The following is an 18,482-nucleotide window of genomic DNA, read 5'->3' as shown; positions in this document are numbered from 1 at the left end:
GAGATGAACAAGGCCCGCCGCAACCCCGCCAATACCCTTGCCATGCATGGGGCGCTGATCGTCTATACCTGCATCGCGCTGTTCCCGGTCTTTGTGATCCTGATCAACAGCTTCAAGACCCGCAAGGCGATCTTTCGCGAGCCGCTGGCCCTGCCCGATGCCGACAGTTTCTCGATGATCGGCTATCAGACGGTGATGAAACAGGGGGATTTCTTCCTCTATTTCCAGAACTCGATGATCGTGACCGTGGCCTCGCTGTTCTTTGTGCTGCTGTTCGGGGCGATGGCGGCCTTTGCGCTCAGCGAATACCGGTTCCGGGGCAATACGCTGATGGGCCTCTATCTGGCGCTTGGGATCATGATCCCGATCCGGATCGGCACCGTTGCCATTCTGGAACTGATGGTGGCCAGCGGGCTGGTCAACACGCTCTGGGCGCTGATCCTGGTCTATACCGCCCAGGGCCTGCCGCTGGCCGTGTTCATCCTCAGCGAATTCATGCGTCAGGTCAGCGACGATCTCAAGAACGCGGGCCGGATCGACGGGCTGAGCGAATACACCATCTTCTTTCGCCTGGTGCTGCCGTTGGTACGCCCTGCCATGGCGACGGTGGCGGTGTTCAACATGATCCCGATCTGGAACGATCTGTGGTTCCCGCTGATCCTGGCCCCGGCCGAGGAAACCAAGACCCTGACGCTGGGTAGCCAGGTCTTCATCGGCCAGTTCGTCACCGACTGGAATGCGGTTCTGTCGGCGCTCAGCATGGCGATCCTGCCGGTCATGGTCCTTTATGTCATCTTCTCGCGGCAATTGATCCGCGGCATCACCAGCGGAGCGGTGAAATGACCCGTGTCCTGATCGCCGGTCTTGGCAATATGGGCCTCAGCCACGCGCTGGCCCATCACCACCACCCACAGGCGCGGATCGTGGGCCTCGTGAACCGTTCGGGCATGACCGATCATCCAGATCTGCAGGCCTATCCGGTGTTTGCCGATTTCCACGCGGCACTGGCTGAAACCCGGCCCGATCTGGCGGTGATTGCCACCTATTCCGACAGTCACGCCGATTTCGCCTGCGCGGCGATGGAGGCGGGCGCGCATGTCTTTGTCGAAAAGCCGCTGGCCACCACCGTGGCCGATGCGCGCCGCGTGGTGGACTGCGCGACCAGGACCGGGCGCAAACTGGTGGTGGGCTATATCCTGCGCCACCACCCCAGCTGGCAGCGTCTGATCGCCGAGGCGCGCGCGCTGGGCGGGCCGTATGTGTTCCGCCTGAACCTGAACCAGCAATCCGACGGCCCCACGTGGGAGACCCACAAGGCGCTGATGCAGACCACCAGCCCGATCGTCGATTGCGGCGTGCATTACGTCGACGTGATGTGCCAGATCACCGATGCAGCCCCTGTGCGGGTCAACGGCATCGGCCTGCGCCTCAGCGACGAGATCGCGCCCGACATGTACAACTACGGCCAGTTCCAGGTGGTGTTCGCCGATGGCTCGGTCGGCTGGTACGAGGCGGGCTGGGGCCCGATGATGTCGGAAACCGCCTTTTTCGTGAAGGATATCATCAGCCCCAATGGCGCAGTGTCGATCACCGACGGCAACAAGGGCGCCTCGGACGATGTCGACGGCCATACCCGCGTGGGCGGGTTGCTGGTGCACCGCCCCGGCAACGACACCCTGATCGAGCTGGTGGGCGAACCCGGCCACCAAGAGCTGTGCGATACCGAACAGGCCTATATGCTGCGCGCCATCGCCGAGGATATCGACCTGACCCGACATATGAGCGATGCGGTGCAATCGCTGCGCATCTGCCTGGCCGCCGATCACAGCATCCGCACCGGCGCCCCCGTGGATTTGAGAGAGGACTGACATGACCGCCCTGACCCTGAGCAATGTGTGCAAATCCTTTGGCCCGGTCGATGTTCTCAAGAATATCGACCTGACCGTCGATGACAGCGAGTTCGTCGTCTTTGTCGGCCCCTCGGGCTGTGGCAAGTCCACCCTGCTGCGGGTGATCGCGGGGCTGGAGGAGGCGACCTCGGGCAGCATCGACATCGGGGGCCAGGTGGTCAACGCCGTGCCCCCGGCCAAGCGCGGCATTGCCATGGTGTTCCAGTCCTATGCGCTCTATCCGCACCTGACCGTGTACGGCAACATGGCGCTGGGCCTGAAGCAGGCGGGCCATCCAAAGGACGAGATCGAGCGCAGGATTGCCGAGGCTGCGCGGATGCTGTCGCTGGAGGCCTATCTGGCGCGCCGCCCGTCCGAGCTGTCGGGCGGCCAGCGCCAGCGTGTCGCCATCGGCCGCGCCATCGTGCGCAAGCCCAAGCTGTTCCTGTTCGACGAACCGCTGTCGAACCTGGACGCCGCCCTGCGCATGAACACCCGGATCGAGATCGCCAATCTGCACCGGCAACTGACCGCCTCGATGATCTATGTCACCCATGACCAGACCGAGGCGATGACGCTGGCCGACAAGATCGTCGTGCTGCGCGATGGCCGGGTCGAACAGGTGGGCAGCCCGCTTGAGCTTTACAACAATCCCGCAAACCGCTTTGTCGCCGAGTTCATCGGGTCGCCGGCCATGAATTTCGTGGCCGCCGACCGGGTGGGCGGGCCGGTGGGCGCCACGCTGGGCATCAGACCCGAACATGCCCGCATCGGCGACACCGGCCCGCTATCAGGGCAGGTCATCCATATCGAAAAGCTGGGTGGCGACACCAATGTGATGCTCGACCTGGGGCAGGACAGCCGGTTCACCGTTCGCGTCTTTGGCCAATACGAGATCGACCCGGGCGCCGAGGTCAAGATCGACTATGACCCGGCGCGCACGCTGCTGTTCAGCGCCGAGGGCAAGCGCCTTGCCGGCTGAGCAGGCCGCTCAGCGGGGGCCACGCGCCCCCGGCCCTATCCCAGCGCGGTCTTGGGAAAGTAGAAACTGACGGTCCAGTTCGGCATGTCCACGATCTCGCTGATGCGCAGGTCGCCGCAGACCGAGCAGAGCATATAGGCATCCAGCGCGCTCATCCCCGTGGTCGCGGAAATCCAGTCGATCATGCCCGACACCGCATCGCGCGCCGCCTGCATCAGGTCGGGGCCGATCCCTGTGGTGGCCCTGTAACCCGCGACATCGAAATGGCGGCTGACCGGGCCCTCGGTCTCGAACCGGGGAAAGGCCAGGTCGGCCCCCTTGAGCAGGTCGATCTTGATCGCCACATCCATCGGGCTTTCGATCGCCGTGCCGCAGATCTCGCCATCGCCCTGCGCGGCATGGGTGTCGCCCAGCGACAACAACCCGCCCGCCACCTCGACCGGCAGGTAGAGCGTGGTGCCCACCGCATTATCGCGAATGTCCAGATTGCCGCCCACCCTGCGCGGCGGCACTACCGAATGATTGCCCGCCTCGGCCAGCGCCAGCCCGATGGTGCCCACAAAGGGTTTCAGCGGCACCTGCCCGCCCGGACCATAGAGCGCGGGGCGCATCGCCACCTTGTCATAGCTCCAGATATGCAGGGCCGGATCGGGGAACTGGTCGCTCAGCAGGCCGAAACCGGGGATATTCGCGGTCCAGCCCCAGCCCGAGGGCTTGAAGTCGAGAAAGGTGATCGCCACCGCGTCACCCGGCTCGGCCCCGTCGATATGAATGGGGCCGGTCACCGGGTTCACCTTGTCAAAGGACAGCGCACCCAGATCGGCCAGGGTAGACCCCGGCCCCAGCTGCCCGCCCGAGCTGTCTATGGTCTCGATCTCGATCGTCTGGCCGGAGGTGACCCGCAACACCGGCTCGATGCTGTTGTCCCAACCGAAATGGTGAGAGTGCTTGTGGATCGTGTGATTGCAGCCCATTGCCGTCTCCTATTTCAAAATTAGGTCCTCGATCTCGCGGTCGCCCATCAGCCCGCCGGGGCGCAGCGCCATGGTCAGCACGATCACCCCGCCCAGCACGATGCCCGACAGGCCCAAAGCCTCGGGCAGGTCGATGCCCAGCACCACGGGCCCGGTTTCCAGCCAGCGCACCCATTCCAGCCCGAACGAGATCAGAAAGGTGCCCAGCACCGCCCCCGTCACCGTGCGCATGCCGCCCAGGATCAGCATGGCAAGCGTCAGGAACACATGGTTGAAATAGAAGGGCCGCGCCGAAATGGTGCCCAGGTAATAGGCATAGGCGATGCCCGCCACCGCCAGCAGCACCCCCGACAGCACCCAGGCCATCAGCCGCAGACGGTGGATATCCACCCCCATGGCCGCCGCGCCCACCTCGTCATCTGCCGAGGCACGCAGGGCGACGCCCCAGCGGCTCTCGCGAAAGCCGCGCGTGATGAACACCACCAGCACCGCCAGCCCCACCACCCAGGTCAGGTTGAACAGCTGCGGGATGCCGAAAAACGCCTGGTTCCCCTTGAAGATATCGGTGCGGTAGAGGAACAGCCCATGCACGATGACCAGCACCGCCAGCGACACGATGGTGGCGCCGATGCCGGTCAGCCGCACGATGAACACCCCCACCAGCCAGGCCACCAGCCCGGTCAGCACCAGCGCAATCAGGGCCGAACTGACAGGGTCGAGCGCGAATGCGTTCAGCCCCCAGGGCGCATCGGGCAGCGAGATCGCCTTAATCTTTTCCGGGGTCACGCAGATCGCGGCGGCATAGGCGCCGATCCCCATGAAGGCGGAATGGCTGAGATTGGTGACCCGCGCATTGCCCATGAACACCTGTAGCGCCAGCACCACCAACAAATTGACATAGGCGCCATAGACCAGCCGCAGCTGATAGCGCGAACCGAACCATGTGGCAGCCAGACCTATCGCGATCAGGATCAGCGCCAGCAGCGCGGCGCCGACAATGCCGCGGCGCTGGGCCCGGGACAGGGTCATATCTTGTCCCCCTTCTCGACCGGTGGCGACAGGATGCCGTCAGGCCGCCAGATCAGCACCATCGCGATGATGCCGAACACGAATGCGTCGGTCATCCCCCCCAGCGATTGCGGCAGCATCACCAGCATCGCCACCTCGACAGCCCCCAACAGGAAGCCGCCCAGCACCGCGCCAGGCAGGCTGCCAAAGCCGCCCACCACACAGGCGACAAAGGCCTTGAGCACCGGATCGAACCCCAGATGCGGATCGACCGAACCGCGGCGCGCCATGATGAAGACGCAGGCGATCCCCGCCAGCAGGCCCGAGATGGCAAACGCCATGGCAAAGACCCGGTTGGCGCGGATACCGCTCAGCCGCACCATCTCGAAATCCAGCGACGCCGCCCGCATCGCCAGTCCCAGCACGGTGCGGCGCAGGAACAGCATCAGCGCCACGATCACCACCGCCGTGGTCAGCGCCTCGAACAGTTGCAGCGAGGAGACCCGGATCGCGCCCAGATCGACGGGCCAGTCGAGGAAATAGAGAGAGGTCACCGCGATCGGTCGGGGCGAGACCAGCAGCAGGAACAGGTTCTGCAACACGATCGAGACACCAAAGGCCGTGAGCAGCCCCGTGGTCGGGTCGGCATAGCGGACCGGGCGGAACGCCACCCGTTCCAGCAGCATGGACCCGGCTACCGCCGCCAGTACCGCCGCCCCGATCACGATCAGCGGATTGCTCAGCGCCAGCGCGGCCATGGCCACCATGGTATAGCCGCCCACCGCGATGATTTCGCCATGGGCGAAATTCACCAACCCCATGATCGAGAACACAATGGCCAGCCCCAGTGCCAGCAGCGCGTATTCGGCACCGAAAGAGAGGGCGTTCATCGCCTGTTGCGCAACATAATCCATCTCAGCCGATCCCCGTCAGTTCCGCCATCAGCGCGTCGCTCTGGCCCAGTGTCCCGGCCGTTCCCTCGGCCACGATGCGCCCGTTGTTGAGCAGATAGGCGTAATCCGACAGCCTCAGCGCCTGGGTCGCGTTCTGTTCGACAAGCAGGATGGTCATCCCCTGCTGGCGCAGCGTTTCGATCATGGCGAAGATCTGCGCCACGATGCGCGGCGCCAGGCCCAGGCTCGGCTCGTCCAGCAGCAGGATACGCGGTTCGGACATCAGCGCGCGGGCAATCGCCAGCATCTGCTGTTCGCCCCCCGACAGGGTTCCGGCCTGCTGGTCGCGCCGCTCGCCCAGGATCGGGAAGGTGTCGAACCAGCGCGCGATCCGTTCCGCCTGCCCCTCGGGCCGCATGGCGGCACCCAGGCGCAGGTTCTCGCTCACCGTCAGGTTGGCAAAGACGCGCCGCCCCTCGGGCGAGATCGCCAGCCCGCGCCGCATCCGCGCCTCGACCGGCAGGCCGCCCATGTCGGTGCCGTCAAAGGCAATGGTGCCCGTGGCCCGCGCAATCCCGGTGATCGCCGACAGGGTCGAGGTCTTGCCCGCCCCGTTCGGCCCCAACAGCGAGACGCATTGCCCCGGCTTCACCTGAAAGGTGATCCCGTGCACCGCCTCGATCGGTCCGTGATAGACCCGCAGGTCCGTGACATTCAGCATCCGCCGCCCCAGATTTGGTTCAGGCGGGGCCAGCGCGGCCCCGCCCAGCCTCAGTTCAGCTTCAGTTCCAGTCCGTGGGCGTGTTGGCGGGGATCTCGTTCGAGATCAGCACCCGCTTGCCGCCTTCGAAGCCGATCACCGGAATGGTGCGCTGGGCATAGGTGCGGGTCTCCTTGAACGAGATCGCATCCACCGACATCACCGGAATGCTGTCGGCATTGCGAAGGGTCTCGGCCAGGGTTGCCGGATCGGTACTGCCCGATTGTTCCACCGCCCAGGCGACCGCCTTGACCGTGTCGGCGCCGGTGGCAGGGAACAGGCCCGGCACGTCGATCCCCATCTCCTTGCACTCGGCGATGAACCTGACCACCGCGCTGTCGGCATGGCTGGGCGCCAGGGTGGCAAAGAACACCTTGTCCAGAATCGCCGGATCGTCGGTGCCGATGGCATCCAGCGAGGGGTCGTCAAACCCGTCCGAGCCGACCACATAGGCCTCGATCCCGGCGCTGCGCATCTGCCGGATCAGCACCGCGATATCGGGCATGATCGACGAGATATAGACCGCGTCGATCTGCTCGCCCAGGGCCTTCATCTCGGCGATCTGCGGCGACCAGTCCGAGGTCCCGAAGGAGAAGTTGAGCTTGCTCAACACCTTGCCGCCCCCGGCCTCGACCACGTCACCAAACCAGAGCGGCGTGCGCGCCGACCACGAGCCGCCCTCGTCCGAGGTCATCAGCACCACGTTCTTGACCCCAAGGCTCAGCGCGTGATTGGCCGCCGCGGTGGCGGTGAACGGGTCGGGCGAGACGCCGGTGAAGAAGTTGTCGACAATGCCCGCATGCATCTCGACCTGGGTCGATTGTGGCTGAAAGATCGACACGCCATAGCCCTGGGCGACCTGCGCCACCGGGATCATCGTGTCCGAGAACGGGATGGTGCCCAGCATCACCGCGCCCTCGTCCAGGAACTTCTGCGCCAGGCTGATCGCGGTCTGCGTATCGGCGCCACTGTCCTGGATCAGCACTTCGATCTTCATGCCGTTCACGCCACCCTTGGCGTTGATCATGTCCGCCATGCAGCGCGCACCCTGCCATTCGGAATAGGGCGCGTAATCGCCGGTCATCGGCACACCGAGGCCGATCTTGATGGTGTCCGCCGCCAGCGCGGGGCTTGCCAGTGCAACGCAGGCCAGAGCCGCGATCGAGGTCTTTCTCATGTCATTCTCCTGTTGGTTGCCCGCCGCCCGTTCAGGCGGCGTGGTCGTTGCCTTCTCCCAGATATGCGTCGATGACCTGCCTGTTTTCCGATACCTCGCGCGGGGTGCCCTCGGCGATTACCGCGCCCATGTTCAGCACCGTGATCCGTTCGCACAGCGACATGATGAATTTCAGGTCGTGGTCGATGACCAGCAATGCGCAATCGGTCTGGCCGCGCACCCAGTTCAGCGCGCGCCCCAGTGCCTGGGTCTCCTGTTCGTTCATGCCCGCGGCCGGTTCGTCCAGCATCAGCACCCGCGGCGCCAGTGCCAGCGCGCGCACGATTTCCAGCCGGCGCAGCTGGCCATAGGCCAGCGCATCGGCGCGGCTGTTGCGGCGGCTGTCCAGATCGAACTGTACCATCGCCTCGGCCACCAGCGCATCGGCGCCGCGCCCGGCCCGCGCGGCGGTATAGCGGGCGACATCGATATTCTGCTCCACCGTCAGCGCCGGGAACACCCGCAGGTTCTGAAAGGTGCGCGCAATGCCGCATTCGGCCCGGCGGGCCGCGCTCATCCCGTCAAGTGAGCGCCCGTCCAGCGTCAATGTCCCCGCCGAATGAGAGAGCAGCCCCGAGATCAGGTTCACCAGCGTGCTCTTGCCCGCGCCATTGGGGCCGATCAGCCCATGCACCTGCCCCGCCGCCAGCCGCATCGACACGTCGCGCACCGCCTGCACGCCGCCAAAGGACTTGCTGAGACCCTTGAGTTCAAGCACGGGCCAGCTCCGCCACCAGCTCTTGCGTGGTCACCTGCCGGCAATAACCCTTGATCGCCGAAAGCGAATTGTCATGCCGGGCCTGGCTGTAGGTCAGGCAGGCATCGCTGACCTGGGTCACCAGATAGCCCAGGTCGCAGGCATCGCGGATGGCGCTTTCGACGCATTGATCGGTGATCAGCCCCGAGATCACCAACTGGCGCACCCCGAGATTGCGCAGCACATAGTCGATATGGGTCGAGACAAACACCGAGGACGACCCCTTGGGCAGCACGATCTCGTCCCCCTCGGGCGCGATCTGGTCGATCACCTTGCCGTCCCACGAGCCCTTGGGCACGTTGAACCCGGTGATCTTGTAATCCAGCGAGCGGTCGCGCCCGTCCAGTGTCAGGCTTTCGATGGTGGTATACATCACCTCGACCCCGGCGGCGCGGCAGGCCGCCTGAACCGCCTGCATGTTGGGGATCACGCGGCTGTCGAGCTGGTCGAAGTACCAGCCATACTTGGCATCGAATTCGGCGGGGTCCAGCCCGTCGAACTCTGCCCCCTTGCGATGGGCCGAGAAGTTCTGAACGTCGATGAACAGCAGCGCCGATTGCGCCGGGATTAGCGGCAGATCGCGGGTCAGGGTCATGTCAGGCTCTCCATCACATGGGCGATCGCACCCGCCAGCAGCCCGGCCCACAGGGCCGCGCCGGGGGCGCTGTCGATCTGGTCGTTGCGAATCTCGATCAGGCAATGCGGCAGGCCGCGCGCCTCGGCATGGACGGGGATGAACCAGTCGGTGGCATCCTCGATCCGGTAGGGCTCGTTGATCGCCAGCACCAGGTCGGGGCGGCGGTCGGCGATGTGATCGCGCAGCGTCTCGGCGGTGGCATGGCTGCGACGGCTCAGGAAACCGGCATGCCAGGGGCGCACCTGACCCGACAGGTTGGGCGTGTAGGAATGGATGGAAAAGGCCGCCCGGCGCGGCGGGTTGTCCAGCAGGCGCGCGATCTGGCGATCCATCGGATCGAAGATTTCGGCGATGCGGCTGGTGCGCGCGGTCGCACTCAACCCGCGATTGCCCGGAACGGCGGCGCCATCGCTGACCTCGGGCATCGCCTCGACGCTGTACGGCGGGCGGTTGGCGTCGATCACCAGCCGGCTGTAGCGTTGCAGGATCAGCGGCGCGCCCAGCTCAGCCGCCACCGCGCGCGCCACCGCCTCGGCCCCGATATCCCAGCCGCGATGACTGTCGAGCACCCCCGGCGCCAACCCCAGATCACCAAGCGCATGCGGCACCGCCCGCCCGGCATGTTCGCAGACCAGTAACAGCGGCACGGTGCTGTCGCCCTGCACCAGATCAACCGGTGCGGGATCCGCATCTGTCAGCAAAAGAGGCGCGGCAGCAGCTTGCATGCCGCCAGAGTAGAGAAAGTATTTTTTCAATGTCAAGAAAATTGCCATTGAATGAAAATTTATTCTCATGATAATCGGGACCATGACCATTCGCCACGCAATCGAGGCCCATGCCGACAGCCTGACCCAGTCCGAGCGCAAGCTGGCTGCTGCGCTGCTGTCGGATTATCCCTATGCCGGGTTGATCTCGATCCAGGAACTGGCCGAACGGGCCGAGGTTTCGGCCCCTTCGATCACCCGGTTCGTGGCCAAGATCGGCCTCTCGGGCTATCAGGAGATGCAACGCCGGCTGATTTCCGAACTGAAAGAGGGCGACCGCTCGCCGGTCGAGCTGCATGATGGCGGCACCCGGATCGAGGGCGGCTATCTGGACGAATTCGTCGCCCGCGCGGCGGCGCAGCTGCAATCGGCCCGCGATGCGATCACCGAGGGGCAGTTCTCGCGCATCTGCGCCCTTCTGGGCGATCCCAAGCGCGCGGTCTATGCGCTGGGCGGGCGCATCAGCGACACCATCGCACAGCATCTGTCGTTTCACCTGCGCCAGGCGCGTCAGGGCGTGTTCCACCTGCCCCGCGACCCCGAGACCTGGCCCGAATACCTGCTGAGGATGCGACCCGGGGATGTGTTCTTCATGGTCGATTTCCGCCGCTATCAGACCAATCTGGCGCGGCTGGCCGAACAGGCCGCGCGCGACCGCAAGGCACATGTGGTGCTGATGACCGACAAATGGCTGTCGCCGGCCACCCGCCATGCCTCAGAGGTGCTGGCGGTGCCGATCGAGACGGGCACGATCTGGGACAGCTATTCGGCCGCGCTGGCGGTGACCGAGGCGCTGGCGACCCGGGTCGGAGAAGACAATTGGGATCAGACCCGCGCCCGGATCGAAGCCTGGGACGCGGCCAGGGGACATGCACGGGAGAGCTGAGATGACACCGTTGATATTTGCGGCAACCTGCGATCTGGCGGGCAAGGTACGGGGCAAGGGCTTTCCCGCCGAGCAGCGCGACAAGCGGCTGGTGCGCGGCGTCGGCTGGACCCCCACCAACGCGCTGATCACCTGTTTCGACACCATCGGCAACAGCCGCTATGGCGCGCTGGGCGATCTGCTGCTGATCCCCGATGAGGATGCCGAGGTCGAACTGAGCTTTGGCGAAGTCACCGAACATTTCATGCTGGGCGATATCGTCGAGCTGGACGGCAGCCCCTGGGACCTGTGCACCCGCGCCCTGCTGCGCGGGGCGCTGGACCGGCTGGAGGCGTTGAGCGGAACCCGGCTGCTGGCGGCCTTCGAGCACGAGTTTCAGATCTGCGGTGGCCCGGGCCCGGTGGGCGAGGCCTATGGCCGGGGCGGGTTCGAGGCGCAGCGCGCGCTGTGCGAGACGCTGATGGCGCGGCTGGCGCAGGTGGGCCTGTCGCCCGACAGCATCATGAAGGAATACGGGCCCAACCAGTATGAGGTGGTGATCGGACCCGAAATCGGGCTGCGCGCCGCCGATGCGGCGGTGATCCTGCGCGAGATCACCCGGTCAAGCGCGCGGCATCTGGGGCAAGAGGCGACCTTTACCCCGATCCGCGACCCCGCCAGCGTCGGCAACGGGGTGCATATCCACATGAGCTTTCTGCGCGCCGATGACAGCCCGGCCACCTATGACGCCGATGGCACCTGCGGCATGTCCGCCCTGACCGCCAGCTTTGCCGCCGGGGTGCTGAAATACCTCGACAGCATCCTGGCGCTGACCGCGCCCTCGGTGGTCTCTTATCTGCGGCTGACCCCACATCGCTGGTCGGCGGCCTATAACAACCTTGGCTTTCGCGACCGCGAGGCGGCGCTGCGGATCTGCCCGGTGACAACGCGCGATCCGGCCTCGGTGGCGCGGCAGTACAATATCGAATACCGCGCCGCCGATGCCGCCGCCTGCCCGCATCTGGCACTGGCCGCGATCGTGCATGCCGGCTGCCAGGGCATCGAGGAAGGGCTGTCGGCCCCGGAACCGACCGAAGAGGATCTGTCGCTGCTGCCGCCCGAGGCGCTGGCTGCGCGCGGCCTGGTCCGCCTGCCACAGACGCTGGAAGAGGCGCTGGAGCGGCTGGGCGCCAATGCCACCGTGGCGGGCTGGTTTCCGGAACCGCTGGTGCCGGTCTATCTGGCCCACAAGCAGGCCGAAATCGCCCATGTGGCCGAACTGGACACCTCGGGGCGCTGCGCCGCCTACGAGGCGAGCTACTAGCCGGACCCCGTCACGCCCCCGCGGCCAGCGCGCAGGCGGTGAATTCAGCGATCAGGCGCAGCCGCGCCCGGTCGCGGGTCGCCACCAGCCAGGTTTGTTGCGGCCCGGCGAAATCGACCAGTTCCACCTGCGCCAGCCCGTCGCGGATCAGGCTGCTGTTTTGCAGAAAGATGGCCACCCCCACCCCCTGCAACACCGCCTCGCACATCACCGGAAATGTGGTCATGGTCACCTGCCGGGCAAAGCGCAGCCCCTCGGCCCGCAAGCGCGCGCTGACCAGCCGCTCGGTCAGGGACCCGGGCTCGGGCAGGATCATCGTCTGCCCGCCCAGATCCGCCAGCCGCAGCGGCCCCGCCCCGGCCAACGGACTGTCGGCGCGGCAATAGAGAACATAGCGCGTGCTCTCCAGGCACAGCCGCTCCCAGTCGTCATGTTCGGGCGCCTCGGTGATCAGACCCACATCGGCCATCCGGCTGCGGATCATGCCGGTGGCGGTGGTCCAGTCATGCAGACCGAATTCGATACGGATCTCGGGGAACCGGGCGGTGAAGGCGGCGATGATGCGCAGCGCCGGCTGCGGCGCGTTGGCGATCACCTTGAGCCGCCCGGCCCGCATCGAGGCAAACCCCTCCAGCCGCTCGGCCAGCGCCCGGTCGACCGCCACCAGCCGGTCGGCCAGATCGTAGAGTTCCCGCCCGGTGGGCGTCACCTCGACCCCGTCGCGCCCGCGCAAGAGCAGCTGCGCCCCCACCCCCTGTTCCAGATTGGCCACATGCTGGGTGACGGTGGACTGGGTCACCCCCAGCCGGGCGGCGGCGGCCGAGAAACTGCCCTCGCGCACCACATAGGCAAAGGCGACGAACTGATGGTGATTTGGGCGCATGCCGGTCTCCGGTTTTTGCCATCCCCCTAGCGGCTATCGGTTTCACTAATATGACGTCACATTCCCGTAGCCTCGCCTGCCTAGGGTCGCCGCGAAACCCGAGGGGACTCGCATGGCTGGCCTGCAAATAGACCGAATCGAAAAGAGCTTTGGCGACACCCGCGTGCTGCGCGGTATCTCGCTTGACATCGCGGATGGAGAGTTTGTCTCGCTGGTGGGGCCCTCAGGCTGTGGCAAGTCCACCCTGCTGCGCATCATCGCCGGGCTGGAGCACCAGAGCGCCGGCCATATCCGCATTGGTGGCCGCGACGTCTCGGGCATCCGCGCCGCCGAGCGCAACCTGTCGATGGTGTTCCAGTCCTACGCGCTTTACCCGCATCTGAGCGTGGGCGACAATATCGCGGTGCCGCTGCGGATGCGGCGGCTGAACGCGATGCAGCGCCTGCCGCTTCTGGGCCGGTACTGGCCCGGCGCGCGTGCGGCAAATGTCGATATCAACCAGGCGGTGAGCCGGGCCGCGCGCACGCTGGAAATCGACGCGCTGCTGGCGCGCAAGCCAGGCCAGCTGTCGGGCGGCCAACGCCAGCGGGTGGCGCTGGGCCGGGCGTTGGTGCGCGAGCCTGCAGCCTTTCTGCTGGACGAGCCGCTGTCCAATCTGGATGCCAAGCTGCGGGTGCAGACCCGCAGCGAGATCGCCCAACTGCACCGCCGCCTGGGCGCCACCTTCGTCTATGTCACCCATGACCAGGTCGAGGCGATGACCATGTCCAGCCGCATCGCGGTGATGATGCGGGGGGAGATCCTGCAATGCGCCGCCCCGGAGACCATCTATGACGATCCCGATGACATCCGGGTGGCCGAATTCATCGGCTCTCCCCGCATCAACGTGCTGCCTGCCGAGCACCGTTCCGGCGCCCTGTCGGTGCTCGAACATCCGCTGCCGCTGCGGGTTCCGCCGACGACGGACCAGTTCCTGCGCATCGGCCTGCGGCCCGAGGCGCTGCGGCTCTGCGATCCGGCAACAGCGCCGCTGAGCGGCCGTGTGGCCCATGTCGAGAACCTGGGAGCCGAGCTGTTTGCCCAGATCGCAATTGATGCCGAGGCCGAGCGGGTGGTGGTCAAGGCCGCTCCGGCCGACCGGCCCCGGCTGGCGCTGGGCACGCGGCTGGGGCTCGACTTCGATCCGGGCGCGGCGATGGTCTTTGATGCCGCGGGCAAGCGGCTGCGTCGGGTGACCGCGGCGCGCCCGCGCGCTGGCGTGGTGGCCTGAGATGCGCCGCCCCGACGATACCGGCGCCCGGGCGCGCACCGCCTGGGGCCTGACCGCCCCGGCCCTGATCCTGATGGTCCTGATCCTGCTGGTGCCGGTTACGGTGGCGGCGATCCTGTCCTTCACCGATTACGCGCTGGGCAATGACAGCTTTGCCTGGGTCGGTTGGGACAATTACCAGCGCCTCTTCACCCGCTCCAGCTATGAGAAGATGTTTCTGGCCACCTTCACCTATGTGATCACGGTGGTGCCTCTGTCGGTCGGGCTGGGGCTGGGGGCGGCGCTGCTGATCCAGTCGCTGGGCCGGATCGGCGATCTCTACAAGACGATCTATTTCCTGCCCGTGATGGCGACACTGCTGGCCATGGCCATCGCCTGGGAGTTCATGCTGCACCCCACCATCGGCATGGTGAACCGCACGCTGGCGCTGGCCTGCGGCGGCTGGGCCGAGGCGCTGCCCTTCTTCGCGCGCGGCTGTGCCGAGGGGTTTCCGCTCTGGCTGGGCGAGCGCGAGACCGCGTTGTGGGTGGTCTGTTTCATCGGCATCTGGCAGGGCTTCGGCTTTAACATGGTGCTGTATCTCGCCGGGCTGACCGGGGTGCACCGCGAGCTGTATCATGCCGCCGAGATGGATGGCGCCAAAAGCGCGTGGGAGCGGTTCCGGCTGGTCACCTGGCCCGCGCTGGGACCAACCACCGTATTCGTGGTCACCATCAGCTGCATCCGCGCCTTTCAGGTCTTCGACACGATCGAGGCGTTCTGGCCGCAGGGCGGTGGCCCGGGCAAGTCGGCCTATGTGATGATGTTCGCCATTTTCGAAAAGGGCGTGCAGCAGAACCTGATCGGCATCGGCTCGGCCATCACGGTGCTGTTCCTGGTCTTTGTCATGTTTCTCACCCTGATCCAGCGCTGGCTGGTGGAACGAAAGGTGCATTACGGATGACCCGCGACTGGTGGAAACATCTGATCCTGATCCTGGGCGCCGTGATCGTGATCGCGCCTTTCTACATGATGGTCAGCTATTCGTTCAAAAGCCCGGGCGAGATCGACCGGGGCGAAGGCGGCTTTTTCGGTCGCCAGGAGAGAATGGTGGACGAGCGCTGCGTCAAGCTGCGCGATCCCAGCCGCGCCGACATCGCCGCCGCCGCGCCGCGCTTTGCAGGCCAAAGCGATGGCGCCATCCGCGATGCGCTGCTGGCCGAAGCCGAGGCCGACTGCGCCATGCGGCCGGCGGTGTTCAACTATACCATGGCCTTCACCCAGGCGCCGCTGCTGCGCTATCTGCTGAACGGGGTGATCGTCACCGTCTCGATCTTTGTCATTCAGGTGGCGGTGGCGCTGCCGGCGGCCTATGCGCTGGCCAAGCTGCGCTTCTGGGGGCGTGAGGCGGTGTTCGGGCTGGTGCTGTTCTGCCTGCTGATCCCGGTCCATGCCATTGCCCTGCCGCTTTACATCCTGCTGGCCAAGCTGGGGCTGACCAATACCTATGCCGCGCTGGTGGTGCCCTGGACGATTTCGGTCTTCGGCATCTTCCTGATGCGGCAGTTCTTCATGACCGTGCCCGACGATCTGATCGACGCCGCCCGCATGGACGGGATGAGCGAGTTCGCCATCGTCTGGCGGGTGATGCTGCCCACCGCGATCCCGGCGCTGCTGGCCTTTGCCATCTTCAGCGTGGTGGCTCATTGGAACGACTATTTCTGGCCCCGCATCGTGGTGACCGGCAATCGCGACCTGTTCACGCCGCCGCTGGGCCTGCGCGAGTTCAAGGGCGATGGCGACGGCTCTTTCTTTGGCCCGATGATGGCCACCGCCACCGTCATCGTGGCGCCGCTGATCGTGGCCTTTCTGCTGGCGCAACGCCGCTTCATCGAGGGGATCACCCTTTCAGGCATGAAGTAGGACGGGCCAGGACCCGCCCTGCCGATCCGTCCCCGACGGGGACAAAACCCGGGACCCGCCCATCGCCAAACCAGAGGGTCCCAGCAACAGGAGCATATCCCATGAAACCGACCGCAACCGCATTGGCCCTGGCGCTTTCCGCCAGCGCCGTCTTTGCCCAGGACAAGGTGACCATCGAATTCGCCTATCCCTATAGCCACCTCTTCGACGTGACCTATCAGGCGATGATGCCCGCCTTCGAGGCCGCCCACCCCGATATCGAGGTGAAATTCCGCGCCACCTATGAAAGCTACGAGGACGGCACCAACACCATCCTGCGCGAGGCGGTCTCGGGCAATCTGCCCGATGTCACCATGCAGGGGCTGAACCGCCAGCAGATCCTGGTCGAGAAGGGCATCGCCAGGTCGCTGGCCCCCTTCATCGCCAAGGAGGCCGATTTCGAGACGGAGGGCTATCATCAGGCGATGCTGTCGCTGTCGACCTTTGACGATGCCGTGTTTGGCCTGCCCTTCTCGGTCTCGCTGCCGGTGGGCTATTACAACATGGATATCCTCAAGGCCGGCGGTATCGAGTCCCTGCCCACCACCTGGGACGAGGTGATCGCCGCCTGTGAGACCATGAAGGCCAACGGCGTGCAGAACCCCGTCTTCTGGGGTTGGAACATCACCGGCAACTGGTTCATGCAGGCGCTGATGTGGAGCCAGGACAAGGCCATCGTCGAGAACGGCCATGTGACGCTGGACAGCCCCGAAGCGCTGGCGGCACTGGAGCAGATGCAGGCAATCTTTACCAAATGCGACATGCAGAACCTGGACTGGAAGGCGGCGCTGGCCTCGTTCTCGGCCGGTGAGATCGGCATGATGTTCTGGTCGACCTCGGCGCTGGGCGCGGTGGAGCGCAGCCAGGGTGATTTCGACCTGGTGACCGGCCCCTTCCCGGGCATGGACGAGACCCCCAGGGGCCTGCCCGCCGGCGGCAACGCGGCAATGCTGACCTCGACCTCGGAAGACCCGCGGGTGCAAGAGGCGGCCTGGGCCTGGCTGAAATTCATCACCTCGGGCGAAGGCGCGGCGGAAGTGGCCAAAACCACCGGTTACATGCCCCCCAACAAAGCGGCCAACGAGATCATCCTGGCCGATTTCTATCAGCAGAACCCCAACAAGCAGACCGCGGTGGACCAGCTGCCACTGCTGCGCGACTGGCTGGCCTATCCCGGAGACAACGGTCTGGCGATCACCCAGGTGATCTATGACGGGATCGAGCGGATCGTGACCGGCGAGGCGGCCGACATGAAGGCCTTGCAGGAAGAACTGGTGGAAGAAGTGGCCGACCTCCTGCCCAACGGCTGACCGGCCCTGGTTTCGGATCGCCGACGCGATCCGACCAACCGGGGAGGGCGCTGCCCTCCCCGGCCCCCTCCCGAGGTATTTTTGAACAGAAGAAAACCAGGACCGCGCCTCATGAAGCTTGTACATATTTCCGATATTCACCTGACCCGGCCCGGCGAGCGGATGGGCGGGCTTGACCCTCATAAGCGGCTGGCACAGGCGCTGGCCCATGTGGCGGCACATCATGGCGATGCGGCGCGGGTGGTGATCACCGGCGATCTGGCCCATTGGGGCGAGCGGGCGGCCTATGCTTCGCTGCGCGCGGCGCTGGGCGAAGTGGGGCCGCCGGTGCGCCTGCTGATCGGTAATCACGACAACCGCGAGGCCTTCGTGTCGGTGTTTCCCGACCATCCCCGCGACGATCAGGGTTACATCAACCATGCCGAAACGCTGGACGGGCTGCGGCTCATCTATCTGGACACGGTGGGCGTACGCAGCCATGCGGGCCATTTCGGACCCGAGCGGCTGGCCTGGCTGGAGGCGGAGTTGGCAGGCTGCGCGCGGGCGCGGATTTTCCTGCATCACAACCCGATGGAACTGGGCCTGCCCGCAGAGGACCGGATCGCGCTGATCCCCGAGGACCGGGCACCGCTGCGCGCCCTGCTCACCCGGTTTGCCGGGCGGATCGAGTATCTGCATTTCGGCCATGTCCATGCGCCCGTGCATGGCAGCTGGTGCGGCATCCCCTTTGCCGCCGTACCCTCGACCGGCAACCAGTCACTGCCCGACCTGAAGGAACCCGACCTTTTGCAGGGCGCCCCGATGGCGCCGGCCTATAACGTGGTTCTGATCCGGGGCCGCGAGACGATCATCCACCAGATCCCGTTCACCTGGGACGGGCCGGTCTTTACCGCCGGCACCGCTTGGGAGGATTGGGCCAAACCGGTGGCGGCGAAATGACGTTCATCCATCGCGGCGATATCGGGAACTGACGATGGCGTGCCAGATCCGGTATCTCGTATTGCTTCGA

Annotated in this window: 19 protein-coding genes; 10 read left to right on the top strand and 9 right to left on the bottom strand. The window is 65.7% G+C overall.

What is annotated here, in order from left to right; all coding sequences use genetic code 11:
• The first annotated feature begins 3 nt into the window (after window positions 1-3).
• Genes SPO_RS09345 through SPO_RS09335 form a run of 3 tightly spaced genes read left to right on the top strand, consistent with a single transcriptional unit; the run spans window position 4 to window position 2,871 of the window.
• Window positions 4-843, top strand: coding sequence for a carbohydrate ABC transporter permease (locus SPO_RS09345; protein ID WP_011047570.1), 840 nt, complete (start codon window positions 4-6; stop codon window positions 841-843).
• Window positions 840-1,868, top strand: coding sequence for a Gfo/Idh/MocA family protein (locus SPO_RS09340; RefSeq protein ID WP_011047569.1), 1,029 nt, complete (start codon window positions 840-842; stop codon window positions 1,866-1,868). Before SPO_RS09345 ends, SPO_RS09340 begins: the two co-directional genes overlap by 4 nt.
• 1 nt (window position 1,869) lies before the next feature.
• A complete protein-coding gene (locus SPO_RS09335; RefSeq protein WP_011047568.1) occupies window positions 1,870-2,871 on the top strand; it encodes an ABC transporter ATP-binding protein in 1,002 nt (333 codons plus the stop codon).
• Window positions 2,872-2,906: 35 nt separating this feature from the next.
• Here the strand turns inward: SPO_RS09335 and SPO_RS09330 are convergent, their stop codons facing one another.
• The 8 genes from SPO_RS09330 to SPO_RS09295 form a co-directional block, all read right to left on the bottom strand.
• On the bottom strand, window positions 2,907-3,845 hold the full coding sequence (locus SPO_RS09330) for an acetamidase/formamidase family protein (RefSeq protein WP_011047567.1): 939 nt from the start codon (window positions 3,843-3,845) through the stop codon (window positions 2,907-2,909).
• Between the two features lie 9 nt (window positions 3,846-3,854).
• Entirely contained in the window at window positions 3,855-4,874 is a 1,020-nt protein-coding gene (locus tag SPO_RS09325; protein WP_011047566.1) for a branched-chain amino acid ABC transporter permease, read from the bottom strand.
• Window positions 4,871-5,767: a branched-chain amino acid ABC transporter permease gene (locus tag SPO_RS09320; protein ID WP_011047565.1), complete on the bottom strand. Its 897-nt coding sequence runs from the start codon at window positions 5,765-5,767 to the stop codon at window positions 4,871-4,873. The genes SPO_RS09325 and SPO_RS09320 overlap by 4 nt, the downstream gene beginning before the upstream one ends.
• A 1-nt stretch (window position 5,768) precedes the next feature.
• The gene (locus SPO_RS09315; protein WP_011047564.1) at window positions 5,769-6,467 is read right to left on the bottom strand and encodes an ABC transporter ATP-binding protein; all 699 of its coding nucleotides are present in this window, start codon (window positions 6,465-6,467) and stop codon (window positions 5,769-5,771) included.
• 61 nt (window positions 6,468-6,528) lie between these two features.
• On the bottom strand, window positions 6,529-7,683 hold the full coding sequence (locus SPO_RS09310) for an ABC transporter substrate-binding protein (protein ID WP_011047563.1): 1,155 nt from the start codon (window positions 7,681-7,683) through the stop codon (window positions 6,529-6,531).
• Window positions 7,684-7,714: 31 nt separating this feature from the next.
• Window positions 7,715-8,440: an ABC transporter ATP-binding protein gene (locus SPO_RS09305; RefSeq protein WP_011047562.1), complete on the bottom strand. Its 726-nt coding sequence runs from the start codon at window positions 8,438-8,440 to the stop codon at window positions 7,715-7,717.
• Entirely contained in the window at window positions 8,433-9,074 is a 642-nt protein-coding gene (locus tag SPO_RS09300) for an isochorismatase family cysteine hydrolase (RefSeq protein ID WP_011047561.1), read from the bottom strand. Before SPO_RS09300 ends, SPO_RS09305 begins: the two co-directional genes overlap by 8 nt.
• A complete protein-coding gene (locus SPO_RS09295; protein ID WP_044028205.1) occupies window positions 9,071-9,841 on the bottom strand; it encodes an N-formylglutamate amidohydrolase in 771 nt (256 codons plus the stop codon). Before SPO_RS09295 ends, SPO_RS09300 begins: the two co-directional genes overlap by 4 nt.
• Window positions 9,842-9,923: 82 nt before the next feature.
• On the opposite strand from SPO_RS09295, the gene SPO_RS09290 reads away from it, so the two are divergent.
• Together SPO_RS09290 and SPO_RS09285 are read left to right on the top strand one after the other, a co-directional pair.
• On the top strand, window positions 9,924-10,766 hold the full coding sequence (locus SPO_RS09290) for a MurR/RpiR family transcriptional regulator (RefSeq protein ID WP_011047559.1): 843 nt from the start codon (window positions 9,924-9,926) through the stop codon (window positions 10,764-10,766).
• A 1-nt stretch (window position 10,767) separates the two neighbouring features.
• Entirely contained in the window at window positions 10,768-12,069 is a 1,302-nt protein-coding gene (locus tag SPO_RS09285; RefSeq protein WP_011047558.1) for a glutamine synthetase family protein, read from the top strand.
• 10 nt (window positions 12,070-12,079) lie between these two features.
• Here SPO_RS09285 and SPO_RS09280 read toward each other — a convergent pair whose 3' ends face one another.
• On the bottom strand, window positions 12,080-12,952 hold the full coding sequence (locus tag SPO_RS09280; RefSeq protein WP_011047557.1) for a LysR family transcriptional regulator: 873 nt from the start codon (window positions 12,950-12,952) through the stop codon (window positions 12,080-12,082).
• Between the two features lie 112 nt (window positions 12,953-13,064).
• Here SPO_RS09280 and SPO_RS09275 point away from each other — a divergent pair, with 112 nt between their 5' ends.
• From SPO_RS09275 to SPO_RS09255, 5 genes are all read left to right on the top strand, one after another.
• The gene (locus SPO_RS09275; protein WP_011047556.1) at window positions 13,065-14,222 is read left to right on the top strand and encodes an ABC transporter ATP-binding protein; all 1,158 of its coding nucleotides are present in this window, start codon (window positions 13,065-13,067) and stop codon (window positions 14,220-14,222) included.
• Between the two features lies 1 nt (window position 14,223).
• Window positions 14,224-15,165, top strand: coding sequence for a carbohydrate ABC transporter permease (locus SPO_RS09270; RefSeq protein WP_011047555.1), 942 nt, complete (start codon window positions 14,224-14,226; stop codon window positions 15,163-15,165).
• Window positions 15,162-16,124 (top strand): carbohydrate ABC transporter permease, encoded by a 963-nt coding sequence (locus SPO_RS09265; protein WP_044028198.1) that lies wholly within the window; start codon window positions 15,162-15,164, stop codon window positions 16,122-16,124. The genes SPO_RS09270 and SPO_RS09265 overlap by 4 nt, the downstream gene beginning before the upstream one ends.
• 101 nt (window positions 16,125-16,225) lie before the next feature.
• Complete coding sequence (locus tag SPO_RS09260; protein ID WP_011047553.1) at window positions 16,226-17,473, top strand: ABC transporter substrate-binding protein; 1,248 nt, start codon at window positions 16,226-16,228, stop codon at window positions 17,471-17,473.
• Window positions 17,474-17,584: 111 nt separating this feature from the next.
• Window positions 17,585-18,412 carry a metallophosphoesterase gene (locus SPO_RS09255; protein ID WP_011047552.1) on the top strand — a complete coding sequence of 276 codons (828 nt, stop codon included), beginning with the start codon at window positions 17,585-17,587 and terminating at the stop codon, window positions 18,410-18,412.
• The last annotated feature ends 70 nt before the right edge of the window (window positions 18,413-18,482 follow it).

It is taken from the genome of Ruegeria pomeroyi DSS-3 (assembly GCF_000011965.2).
GTDB lineage: Bacteria > Pseudomonadota > Alphaproteobacteria > Rhodobacterales > Rhodobacteraceae > Ruegeria_B > Ruegeria_B pomeroyi.
This window is presented reverse-complemented; position numbering and strand designations above follow the sequence as displayed.